Raw genomic sequence first — 12,231 nt, forward strand, 5'->3', positions numbered from 1 at the left:
AACCGACCCGGGGGAGGAGGCATCCGGGTCGGCCTTGAGAGCGTGTGGGATCAGTAGTTCGACAGGGTCTGCACGCAGCTTTCCGTCTCGGTGTCCCACATGCCGCACCCAAGCTCGGGCCAGTTCGAGATCAGCTTGGCGCTTTCCGGCAGATGGTCGGTCCAGGCGTCGCCCGGCACTTCCTCGGTCTGGCTGATGATGTCAAACTGACCGTCCTCGGTGATCTCGCCGATCAGCACCGGCTTGGCAAGGTGGTGGTTCGGCAGCATCACCGCCATGCCGCCCGTGAGGTTCGGGAATTCCTGCCCGTACATCGCATCGCGGACCGCATCTACATCGGTGGTGCCGGCCTCTTCGACCGCGTTCACCCACATGTTGAAGCCGATGTAATGCGCCTCCATCGGGTCGTTGGTGACGCGATCCTCGCCCATCCGTTCCTTCCAGGTGGCGACGAATTCGCGGTTGGCGTCGGTATCGGCGGACTGGAAGTAGTTCCACGCCGCGAGGTGCCCGACGAGGTTCGTGGTGTCGAGGCCCGACAGCTCTTCCTCACCCACCGAGAAGGCCACGACGGGGATGTCGTCGGCGGAAACCTCGGCCGCGGCCAGCTCCTTGTAGAAGCCGATATTGGCATCGCCGTTGATCGTCGAGATCACGCCCACCGGACGGCCATCGGCGCTCATGTCGACCACGTCGCCCACGATGGTGGCCCAGTCGGAATGGCCGAAGGGGGTGTAGTTGACGAAGATGTCCTCGTCCGCGACGCCGTTCGACTTCAGATAGGCCTCGAGGATGTTGTTGGTGGTGCGGGGATAGACGTAGTCGGTCCCGAGAAGCGCGAAGCGTTCGATGCCCAGCTCCTCGAGGAAATAATCGACCGCCGGGATCGCCTGCTGGTTCGGGGCGGCGCCAGTGTAGAACACGTTCTTGGAGCTTTCCTCGCCCTCGTACTGGACCGGATAGAACATCAGGCCGTTCAGCTCTTCCAGAACGGGCAGCGCGGATTTGCGGCTGACCGAGGTCCAGGAGCCGAAGATCACGTCCACTTCCTCGACGGTCAGAAGCTCGCGCGCCTTTTCGGCAAAGAGCGGCCAGTCGGAGGCGGGATCGACCACGACGGCCTCGATCTCGCAGCCCAGAAGGCCGCCTTTTTCGTTCTGCTGGTCGACCAGCATCTCGACGGTGTCTTTCAGCGTGGTCTCGGAAATGGCCATGGTGCCGGACAGCGAATGCAGCACGCCCACCTTGACGGGGCAGTCCTGTGCGGCGGCGGGAAGCGCCGGCAGAAGGCAGGCCGCGCTCAGCAATAAGGTACGTTTCACGAAAAATCTCCCTGGATCATGAGGCAGACAAAACCTGCGCCGGGGCGATGCGCCGCGCCAATCGTCATGGGGCCGCCAGTCTCCGCGATGCCGAAAACTGCCGCATAAAGTTGCAGATACGAGGGAGAACGTCGCGAAAACGCGCATCTTGCGACAACGCAAACGCTTCTTTGCGCGAATGTCACCGGCTTTAAGCGGGTCTTCACGACGCGCGCCGGGCCCGATTTCGAGAATCGTGTCCCCCCTGCCGGGCGCGTCATGCCAACGAAAAGCGGCCATCCCGGGGGATGGCCGCCTTCAGGATCTCGCCGATCCGACCGGGGTCAGAAGTTCAGCGAGATATCGCGATGCTTGGCGTTACAGGACGCGATGAAGAGCGCCTGTTCCTTGGGCAGTCGCGGCTGCTGGCGCAGACCGATCGTGCCCTGGATCGCCTGATCGTAGGCCTCGAGCTCGGGCAGGAGCTCCGCCTGCGCGCGCGACCGCCAGGCGAGTTCCGCGGCGATCATCTCCTGCGCTTCGGCGATGTATTCCTGCGCGCGCTCGATATTCGGGGTGCGCGCGTCGATCTCGCGGCGCGCGTCGGACAGAAGTCCGCGAATGTCGTTGCCGCCCGCGACATCGCCCACCATGCGCTCCACGTCCTTGAAGCGCGCATCGGCGGTTTCGCCGTCCATGCCGGGCGCATCCTGCGCCAGCGCGTCGACCGGCGCCTCAAGCGCGGCCAGCGCATCGACCGAGGTCTCCGAGATCATCTCGCGCAGCTCGGCGACGGGCTCGTAGGCCTGGTCCACAGTGCGGCGGTACATGCCCCGCGCACGGCGGTCGGCTGCGGTGATCTGGCCATAGGCCGCCTCCGCTTCCTCCCAGCTTTCGGGGACCTGCGCCAGCAGCTGCTCGCGCTCGGCCTCGAGCTCGTCGACGCGCGATTGCAGCCGCTCGGTGTCGCCGAAGCCGCGGCTGACCTGCGTGCGCAGATCCTCCAGCGTGTCCTCGATGCGCCGCGCCTCGGCCTCGAGCTGACGCACGACGCTGTGCTGCGGGCGATACTCCACCGCCTGCTCCGCAAGCTGGACCTTGATGCTTTCGATCTCGTCCATGAGCGTGAAGGCCTCGCGGGCATTCTCGAGCCCGTCATTGAAGTCCTCGCGCGCATTGCGCGGCAGGTAGGAGATATCCACGGCTGCCATCCGGTCGATGGCCGCGCGGATCGTGTCCCCCTCGGTCTCGAAGGTCTCGGCCACGTAGTTCTCCACGCAATATTGCAGCGCGGGGTTGATCGGCGGCGGTGCCGTCTCGGCCGTCAGCGACGAGCGCATCGGCAGGTAGTTCACCAGCGGCGGGTAGCTTGCCACGATTAGCAGCGACACGAGCTGCAGGCCGATGAACGGCAAGACGCCGATATAGATCTGGATCGTCTTCACCGCGCTCGAGGCGACGCCGCGCAGGTAGAACAGCGCAAAGCCGAAAGGTGGCGTCAGGAACGAGGTCTGGATGTTCAGACCGATCATCACGCCGAGCCAGACCGCGGTCACGTTGGCCTCGGGATCGGCCAGCAGGATCGGCGCCACAATCGGCACCACGACCACCGCGATCTCGATGAAGTCGAGGAAGAAGCCCAGGACGAAGATCACCACCATGACGATGAAGAACTTGGTCCAGAAGCCGCCCGGCAGACCTTCGAGGAAGTGCTTCACCAGCTCCTCGCCGCCGAAGGCGCGGAAGGCCGCGGTAAGCATCGCCGCACCGAGGAGGATGATGAAGACAAGCGAGGTGGTCTTCGCGGTCTCGATCATCACGCCCGACAGCGCGTCTTCGGTCACGTAGGCGCGGTAGCCGCTCCAGATGATGCCGACGATGGTCAGGGCGGAGCCGAAGATCGCGAGGTTGACGCCGAAGGCATCGTCCGCGCTCTGGATGTTCTGCACGTTGGTGTCGTAATTCGCGAGAACGAAGGTGATGACCCCGAGGCCGCCCAGCGTCAGGATCGCGGGGATGAATTGCAGGCGTCCCCCGGGATGCAATCGGTAGCCGGCCATGACCAGCGCACCGATTGCCCCGATGGCGCCGGCCTGGTTCACCGTCGCGATACCCCCGATGATCGAGCCCAGAACCATGACGATCAGCGCCAGCGGCGGCACCATGGCGAGCAGCACGCGGCCCAGGAATTCGAGGTCGTAGCCGTCGTCATAGGGCACGGCCGGCGCGAGCTTGGGCCGGATCAGCGCGACGGTGAGGATGAACAGGATGTAGAGACCCACGAGGACGAGGCCCGGCACCATCGCGCCGAGGAACATGTCGCCCGCGCTGGTCGACACGACCGCGTATTCCGACGGCATCACCAGCTCGCCCGTGACCTCCTTGTAGAGGTCCTGACGCGCCTGCCCCGCCTGGTCGACCGCCGAAGAAAGCTGGTCGGCGAGGATGATGAGCACGATCGAGGGCGGGATGATCTGCCCCAGCGTTCCCGACGAGGCGATGATGCCCGTCGAAAGCGGGTTGGCGTAACCGTTGCGCATCATCGCTGGCAGCGAAATCAGGCCCATCGCGACCACGGTCGCGCCGACGATGCCGGTGGTGGCGGCCAGAAGCGCACCCACCACGACAACCGAGATGCCGAGGCCGCCCGGCACCGGCCCGAAGAGCTGCGCCATGGTCACCAGCAGATCCTCGGCGATCTTCGAACGCTGCAGCATGATGCCCATGAAAATGAACAGCGGAATCGCGATCAGCGTGTCGCGTTCGGGTTCCCAATAGACCCCTCGGAGGTTGGTCACCCCCGCGCTCAGCCATTGCGACGGACCGCCGGATTCGAAATAGGCGTCGGTGTCCCCGGTGAAGATGTATCCGGCGCCGGCGGCGAGCAGGATGGCGATGATAGCCGATCCCGGCAGGGCGAAGGCCACGGGATAGCCCGAGCCCAGCGCGTAAGCCATGATCACGACCAGAAGAAGAAGGAAAAAGAGCTCCATGAGATGCGGGCCTTTTCTTACATCATGTCGGCGTGCGTCTCGCGCGCGCCGGGTTCATCGCGCGTATCGGCGATCGACTCGAAGAATTGGGCGACGAACTGCACCATCATGGTGACGGCGAAGACGCCGAGGAATCCGGCCATGAAGTACTTAACGTACATGCCGAAGCCCGACTGCGTCACCTCGAAGACGAGGATCGGGCCGACGATCACGCTCGAGGCGGAATCGAAGCCCATGATGAGGATGGTCCAGCACAGCCCCATGCCCAGAAGGATCGCGCCCACGGCATTGACCCGTCCCTTCGACTGGCGGCGCATCGAGGCGTAGAACAGATCCACCCGCACATGGCCGTCCTCGTAGAGCGTATAGGCCGAGGCGAAGAGGAAGAGCGCGCCGTACCAGAAGCGCACGAGGTCGGCCATGAAGGCCTGCTCGTAGGAGAAGACGAAGCGGCTGAACACGATCAGCAGCTCGGCGACCACCACCAGAAGCGTGAGCCAGATGAAGCCGAGCGACCGCGTCACCGCCGCGATGGCGATGCCGAGCAGCACGAGCGGCGTGTGGAAATAGAGCCCGCGATACTGCGCGCGGCCCAGATTGCCGGCAAGCTCCTCGCCCACCACGCTTTCGAGCTGCCCGTTGACCCGCAGGAACGAGACCACCGCGTCGCCGACGCCGACCAGCAGCACGACCCAGAAGGCGGCGCGGATGAGGAAGGTGTTGATGGCGGTCACGCGCGCGGCCTCTTCGCGCAAGGTCCGGTCCGGAGAGCGCAGGACGCCCAGAACCGCGAGCGCGATGGCGGCGAGGTAGATCACGACCTGCAGGACCGCACCGGCCCCGCCCCCCGAGAACATCGCCATCGGTCCGGCCATGTCGAACCAGAATTTCAGGATCGCGTTGAAAATGAACGCCGTCATGCTGGCCAGCATGATCCAGCCGAACATGCGCACACCCGGCGCAGGTGATGCGTAGGATTCAGTCATTCGAAAGCCCCCCTTGGTGAGTCCGCCGGACCAATGGCCGAACCTTTAATTGGACCGAGCCGGATGTGAAACCCGGCTCGGCCGAAGCCGACCGAAAGGTCAGCGTAACCCGGTGTCGCGGGTCAGAGCCGCAGGAAGCGGTTCCGCTTCGCGACGTAGGGCGCGTCGGAGTAGTTGCTCCAGACGCCGACATTGTTGCGGACCTCGAGGAAGCTGTCGATGATCTCGGCGGCCAGTGCGGAGTGGTCGCGGGTCTCTTCGATCACCTCGTTCGCGGCTTCGCCGAACACCTCGTAGACGTCGTCGTTGAACTCGCGCAGCTCGACGCCGTACTCGTTCACCAGGCGGTTCAGGTAGATACCGTTCTGGTAGTTGGTCTCGGCGGGCTGGCGCGCATTCTCTTCGGCGCAGCAGATGGTGATGATCCGCTTGTGGTTGTCGGAAAGCTGCGACCACCAATCGGCGTTCATGCCCAGGCTGACCTGCGAGGCGGGCTCGTGCATGCCCGGCCAGTAGTAATACTGCGCCGCTTCATAGAGCTTGAGGAAGAAGTCGTTCCACGGACCCACCCATTCGGTTGCGTCGATCGCGCCCGAGACGAGGTTTTCGTAGATCTGGCCGCCCGGAAGCGAGACCGGCGACGCGCCGACCTTGGCCATGACGTCGCCGCCGAGGCCCGGAATACGCATCTTGAGGCCGCGCAGGTCCTCGGGCGAGTTGATTTCCTTGTTGAACCAGCCGCCCATCTGCAGGCCGGTATTGCCGCAGGGAATGCCCTTGATGCCGAACTCGGCGCCGATCTTGTCGAGCAGCGCCTGACCGCCGCCGAACTTCATCCAGGCGTCGATCTCGGTATAGGTCAGGCCGAAGGGCACCGCGGTGAAGGGCGCCCAGCCGGGATGCTTGCCCTTCCAGTAGTAATCGGTGCCGACATAAGCCTGCGCGTTGCCCGAGGCGACTTCGTCGAAGCTGTCGAACGCGCCGACGCGCTCACCCGCTGCGAAGTACTGAACCGCGATCTGGCCTTCGGTAGCCTCTTCGATGCGCGCGGCTAGACGCTGCGCAGAGGTGCCGAGACCCGGGAAATCGCGGCCCCAGGTGGAGACGATGACCATGTCGACACGATCCTGCGCGACGGCCGGTGCCGCCAGCGCGGATGCCGCGGCGCCGCCTGTGGCGACCTTCAGAAACTTGCGTCTTTCCATTATTCTTTGTCCTCCGTGTTGAACGCACCCCTTACGGGCGTGAGTTGGAACGTAGATGGGTTCGATCGATAGACCAGTGTCGAACCGACACCGGCGTGCCCTCCCCGCATGCCACGTGGCGATCTTGTCGCGATCGCGCGCATCGAGGTGCCCCCCGACTTCGCCGGTCGAAAGGTCGCAGCTTGAAAATCCAGATGCAAATACGTTTTGTGCCTGTTTTTTAGGCAAAACGGCACCGCGCGGCTGCGCTTTTCGGCAGGAATTGAACGCTCGTTCACACCAGTTTGGGACCAAAGCCGCGCTCTGGCCGGGAATCGCCCCGGCGGCGCGCGGGCGCGGGCGGCGGGGTTTCGGCGGTGGACCTTTGCACCGGCATGGCTAAATCTGTGCGCCATGCCGACGGGATGCAGTGACTGCGGCCCTGGCCGGACATGGGAATCATGAGGGAAGAATCATGAGGGAGGCCGCGCGATGACGGGAGCGACGCAAGACATGCCGGGCGCGGTCGAGACCGCCCTGCGCATCGCCGAGGGGCGCAGCACTGCGCTCAAGGAACTCGACGCCTGCCTTGAGCGCATCGACGCCACCGAGGACGATATCGGCGCCTGGGTCGCGCTTGATCGCGCCGGTGCGCGGGACATGGCGGCGGCCCTCGATGCCCGGGGCACGAGCGGGCTCCTGCACGGCATCCCCATGGCGGTGAAGGATATTTTCGCGGTCAAGGGCATGCCCTGGCGCTGCGGCTCGCCGATCTGGAAGGACCGTGTGGCGACCTTCGACGCGGGCTCGGTCGCGCTGGCCCGTGCGGCGGGCGCGGTACTTGTCGGCAAGACCGAAACCACCGAGTTCGCCAGCTACAATCCGGCCCGCACCCGCAATCCGCACAACCCGGCCCGCACGCCCGGCGGCTCGTCCTCGGGGTCGGCGGCGGCCGTGGCGGCGGGCATGGTGCCGCTGGCCTTCGGCACGCAGACTTCGGGCTCGATCATCCGGCCCGCCTCCTATTGCGGTGTCGTGGGGTTCAAGCCCTCCTTCGACCTGATCGAGCCGGGCGGCGTGGCCCCGCTGGCGCGCAGCCTCGATACGATCGGGCTCTTTGCCCGCAGCGTGGCGGATGTCGCGCTCGGGGTGACGGCGCTGACCGGGATCGACCTCGCCCCGGAACCGGCCACGGATCGCGCCGAGTATCCGCTGGATGTGTCGGCGGCCTGGGACGATGCGGAGCCCGCGCTCAGGACCGCATGGGCGGCCTTCACCGACAGCCTCGCCCCCGCCGGGCGGCAACAGAATTTCCCGACCGAACTCACCGCCGCGCTGCGCGGTGCCGCCGATCTGCATGGTCGGATCATGGATGGCGAATCCGCCGAGGCGCTGGCCTTCGAACACGCCACCGCGCCCGACCTGCTGTCGGACAAGCTGCGCGCGCATCTCGAGGCGGGCCGCGCCCTGAGCGGCGCCGAACGTGCCGCGGACTGGGCGGCGATGCGCCGCCTGCGCGCCATGATGGACGCGACGCTCGCCCCGGATGCGGTCTGGCTGACCCCGGCGGCGACCGGCCCCGCACCCGCCATCGAAAGCGGCACCGGCTCCCCGGCCTTCAACCGGATCTGGACGCTGCTGGGCCTGCCCTGCTGCACCGTGCCGATCCTGCGCGCCGAGGACGGCATGCCGATGGGCGTGCAGGTGGTGGGCGCCATGGGCAACGATCGCGGCGTGCTGCAGATGGCGCATGACCTCATGGCCCGCTATGGAGCAGCCGGGTGACGTGATTGCGGCCGCTCCGCACCAGGTGCCGGTGGCCGACGCGAGACAAGACAACAAGAGACAGAAAGGGACGGCAGCACATGCTTCACGCAGCATTGGGATTTGAAGGCGCGGTGACCGCACCGCATCGGGCCGCGGCGCTTGCGGGCCGGGACGTGCTCCGCGATGGCGGCACAGCCATCGAGGCCATGGTCGCCGCCGCCGCCACCATCGCCGTGGTCTATCCGCACATGAACGGGATCGGCGGCGACGGCTTCTGGATCGTCAAGCGGCCCGGCGCGGCGCCGCAGGGCATCTTCGCCGGCGGCCAGGCCGCGGCGCTGGCCACGCCCGAATGGTACGCCGATCAGGGCCATGCGGAGGCGATCCCATCGCGCGGCGGGCTTGCCGCGCTGACCGTCCCCGGCACGATCGGCGGCTGGGAGGCGGCGCTCGGCCTCGGCGAGACACGCCTGCCGTTGTCGCGTCTTCTGTCGCCGGCCATCGCCTACGCGATGGACGGCATCGCGGTGACCGGCAACCAGCACCGCACGACGCGCGACAAGCTCGACGGTCTGCGCGATGTGCCGGGCTTTGCCGAGCATTTCCTGCTGGACGGCGAGGTCCCCGCCCCCGGTGCGCGTCTGACGCAGACCGCCCTCGGGCAGACGCTGTCGCGACTGGCCGATGAGGGCTTGCGCAGCTATTACACCGGACCCATCGCCGAGGCGCATGCGCGGTTCCTCGAGGCGCATGGCAGCCCGCTGCGCCTGCAGGATTTCCACGATTACGCCGCCGAGCGTGTCACGCCGCTGGAGCTGACCACCGCGCAGGGTACGATCTGGAACATGATCCCGCCGACGCAGGGGGTCTCCTCGCTGATGATCCTCGGCCTTTTCGACCGGCTCGGCGTGACCGAGGCGGAAGGGTTTGACCACATCCACGGGCTGATCGAGGCCACCAAGCAGGCCTTCATCCAGCGCAATGCCGAGCTGGGCGATCACACCCATATGGCCACGCCCGCGCAGGAATGGCTGGACGGCGAGCATCTCGACGCGCTGGCCGCGAGGATCGACCGCAAGAAAGCCCTGCCCTGGCCCTATGAGCCCAAGGCGGGCGACACGATCTGGATGGGCGCCTGCGACCGCGACGGCACCATGGTCAGCTTCATCCAGTCGGTGTTCTGGGAATTCGGCTCGGGCCTGACCTGCCCCGAGACGGGCGTCTTCTTCCAGAACCGCGGCGCGGGCTTCTCGCTGGCCACGGGGCCGAACCAGCTTGCCCCCGGAAAGCGGCCGTTCCATACGCTCAACCCCGCCATGGCGGAGCTCACCGACGGGCGCGTCATGGCCTACGGCACGATGGGCGGCGAGGGCCAGCCGCAGACGCAATCGGCGGTCTTCACCCGCGCGGTGCAGTTCGGACAGGACCTGCAGGCGGCGGTGACGGCGCCCCGCTGGCTTCTGGGCAAGACCTGGGGCGACAACACCACCACGCTGAAGCTCGAAAGCCGGTTCGATCCCGCGCTGGTCGCGGCGCTGCGCGATGCGGGCCACCAGGTGGAGATGATCGAGGAGTATTCCGACCTCGCCGGCCATGCGGGCGCGGTGATGCGCCATCCGTCGGGCCTTCTGGAAGCGGCGACCGATCCCCGCTCAGACGGGGCCGCGATCACCGATTGACGGAAAGCGGGAGGCGGTCCGCGCACAGGCACCGCCTCCCGCCGCGCCATGCGAAGCAGTACCCGCGCGACTAGCGCGATGGCGCGCAGGCAGGGAAAGCGATGTTCAGAGTGGAAAGTGGTGCCCCCACACCGCACCAACTTACTGTTTTTCAATATTTTTCCCCATCCCTCCACTAGCTTTCCACCTGAAAAATATGGGTAAAGCCGTCTTGCTGCGTCTTGCCGTATCCGCCTGCATCCACTAGCAAAGGGTGGGTGAAAAGGTGGGTAAAGCTCCTGTCGGAATACTGGTGAAGGGCCAAGAATAATGCGAGCAAGAAACCGCCTTTCTTATGCATTTCTTAAGAAGGCGCCCGCGGGCAAGCACTGCGACGGTGCAGGCCTTTGGTTTGTGAAGCGAGATGATGGTGGCGCCCAATGGATCCTGCGCGTGGCCATTCATGGTAGACGGCGAGAAATGGGCTTGGGTGGCTTTCCCGATGTGTCATTGGCGAAGGCTCGGGAGACGGCGGGCCACTGGCGTACTGTCGCGAAGGAAGGCCGCGATCCCGTAAAGGAACGGGAACGTGCAGCCCGCAAGGCAGCACGCACAGATCATAGCTTACAAGCCGTAGCGCTCGAAGCCTTCGAGGCTCGAAAGGCAGAATTGAAGGGCGATGGGAAAGCGGGACGTTGGTTCTCTCCCCTGCAACTCCACGTTCTACCGAAGCTGGGCGGTGTGCCCGTGGAAGAGCTCGACCAACGGGACATTCGCGACACGCTTGCGCCTATATGGCATGAGAAAGCCGAGACTGCGCGCAAGGCTCTTAACCGGCTTGCAATTGTGCTGCGCCACGGAGCGGCCATGGGGTTAGACGTTGACTTGCAGGCAGTTGAAAAGGCGAAGGCGCTGCTTGGCAATTCACGACACCAATCGACGAATACCCCGGCCATGCAGTGGCAAGAAGTACCCAACTTTTATGCTAGCCTGACGGAGCAGACGCCGACACACCTCGCTTTACGCCTTCTGATACTGACCGGCGTTCGAACCGGCCCGCTGCGGCACCTGCGCCTTGAGCAGATCGAAGGTGGCGTGTGGACTATACCGGGCGAAGCCATGAAGGGTCGCAAAGGCAAAACGCCAGATTTCAGAGTGCCCCTGTCTGCTGAGGCATCGCGGGTCATTGATGCTGCGCGCCCGTTTGTTCGGAACGGCTTCCTCTTCGTAGCGCGTGGAGGTAAGCCGCTTTCCGACAATACGCTTTCGAAATACATGCGAGAGCGCGGCTGTGACGCTCGACCGCACGGCTTTCGGTCCCTCACTGCGCAATTGGCTTGCCGAGACCACTGACGCCCCTTTCGAAGTCGCCGAGGCCATGTTGGCGCATATCACCCACGGTACCCACGTACGCGCTTATCTCCGTACCGATTTTCTGGAACAACGCCACGCGCTGATCGAGCGCTGGGCCGATCACGTAACGGGCGGCTCCGGACGGATTGTGTCGCTGGCAGAGGCAACACGTTAAGCGCAGACTGCGCCGTCGTCGCCAATGCTGCGTTGAGGGCTTTCTAAGCGCCCTGTTCGGCGCCTTTATCGCTTTGGGAGCTTTTGCCCCAGGCGTGTTCGTTTTACACCATGGGCCGAACTGTTGTTCGGCACAGGTTTCATCCCCATCGGCGCAGCCGAGAGCGGGCGCATACTTGATAATGGCGGGAAGCCTGTGGGGTTACGGAACTTCTGATGGTGGCCCCCAATCCTCAGGCCGCTTCGTAGATGCCCTGTGGTCCGCCTTGATAGGCGTCGAATACGTGACGATAAAGGCCATCACACTTCCGATAGAACGTCTCTTCGTCGTAGGCGTCAGGAAGCCCCTGGTCGAGCATGACCTCGATGACTTGCCGCACTGCTCCCCTTGCTTGTTCCTTCTTTGTCCAGTCGAGGACGAGCTTTTCATCCTTGAGCGTCTGTAGAAGTGACCTCGCAACGGCTTTCACCTGCTCGATTTCTTTTTCTGTCAGCTCAGGCTCCGGTTTGGTGAGAATGTCGAAGAGAGCCTTTTCTTCTTCATTGAGGCCCTCACGTATGGCTTTTTGCTCTTCCTCCGAAAGCTCCTCCGCGAGGCGCATCAACGCGTTAAAGAACGCTTCGATGTTCTGGCTGCCGTTGTTGTACCCGTCGATGAGCTTTTGAAATCGCTCAAGGAAGTCTGTACGGGTGGGATTCCTTGCCACCATCTGTGCCAGCTGTTGGATGTCACCGAGAACTGACCCGGCATTGTCACCGAGAACTGACCCGCCCTTTCGTTATGTTTGCTGGTTCATGATGGGGTCAATGCTGGT

At 64.8% G+C, this 12,231-nt stretch carries 8 protein-coding genes; 3 read left to right on the forward strand and 5 right to left on the reverse strand.

Annotated elements, in window-relative coordinates; genetic code table 11:
- Positions 1–50: 50 nt before the first annotated feature.
- The 4 genes from urtA to BW990_RS15740 form a co-directional block, all read right to left on the reverse strand.
- Positions 51–1,322: an urea ABC transporter substrate-binding protein gene (gene urtA / locus BW990_RS15725; RefSeq protein WP_076449445.1), complete on the reverse strand. Its 1,272-nt coding sequence runs from the start codon at positions 1,320–1,322 to the stop codon at positions 51–53.
- Between the two features lie 323 nt (positions 1,323–1,645).
- Positions 1,646–4,294 (reverse strand): TRAP transporter large permease subunit, encoded by a 2,649-nt coding sequence (locus BW990_RS15730; RefSeq protein ID WP_076449447.1) that lies wholly within the window; start codon positions 4,292–4,294, stop codon positions 1,646–1,648.
- A gap of 17 nt (positions 4,295–4,311) precedes the next feature.
- Positions 4,312–5,280: a TRAP transporter small permease subunit gene (locus BW990_RS15735; RefSeq protein WP_076449449.1), complete on the reverse strand. Its 969-nt coding sequence runs from the start codon at positions 5,278–5,280 to the stop codon at positions 4,312–4,314.
- Positions 5,281–5,402: 122 nt separating this feature from the next.
- Positions 5,403–6,485, reverse strand: coding sequence for a TRAP transporter substrate-binding protein (locus BW990_RS15740; RefSeq protein WP_076449451.1), 1,083 nt, complete (start codon positions 6,483–6,485; stop codon positions 5,403–5,405).
- A 471-nt stretch (positions 6,486–6,956) separates the two neighbouring features.
- Here BW990_RS15740 and BW990_RS15745 point away from each other — a divergent pair, with 471 nt between their 5' ends.
- The 3 genes from BW990_RS15745 to BW990_RS15755 all read left to right on the forward strand — a co-directional run bounded on the left by BW990_RS15745 (position 6,957) and on the right by BW990_RS15755 (position 11,242).
- A complete protein-coding gene (locus tag BW990_RS15745; protein WP_083950652.1) occupies positions 6,957–8,249 on the forward strand; it encodes an amidase in 1,293 nt (430 codons plus the stop codon).
- An 80-nt stretch (positions 8,250–8,329) separates the two neighbouring features.
- On the forward strand, positions 8,330–9,910 hold the full coding sequence (locus BW990_RS15750) for a gamma-glutamyltransferase family protein (RefSeq protein ID WP_076449453.1): 1,581 nt from the start codon (positions 8,330–8,332) through the stop codon (positions 9,908–9,910).
- Between the two features lie 309 nt (positions 9,911–10,219).
- Positions 10,220–11,242, forward strand: a complete 1,023-nt coding sequence (locus tag BW990_RS15755; RefSeq protein ID WP_327214152.1) for a tyrosine-type recombinase/integrase — start codon at positions 10,220–10,222, stop codon at positions 11,240–11,242.
- 407 nt (positions 11,243–11,649) lie between these two features.
- Here BW990_RS15755 and BW990_RS15760 read toward each other — a convergent pair whose 3' ends face one another.
- Positions 11,650–12,126: a type I restriction enzyme endonuclease domain-containing protein gene (locus tag BW990_RS15760; RefSeq protein ID WP_076449455.1), complete on the reverse strand. Its 477-nt coding sequence runs from the start codon at positions 12,124–12,126 to the stop codon at positions 11,650–11,652.
- Between the last annotated feature and the right edge of the window lie 105 nt (positions 12,127–12,231).

This window comes from Roseivivax lentus (genome assembly GCF_900156805.1).
GTDB lineage: Bacteria > Pseudomonadota > Alphaproteobacteria > Rhodobacterales > Rhodobacteraceae > Roseivivax > Roseivivax lentus.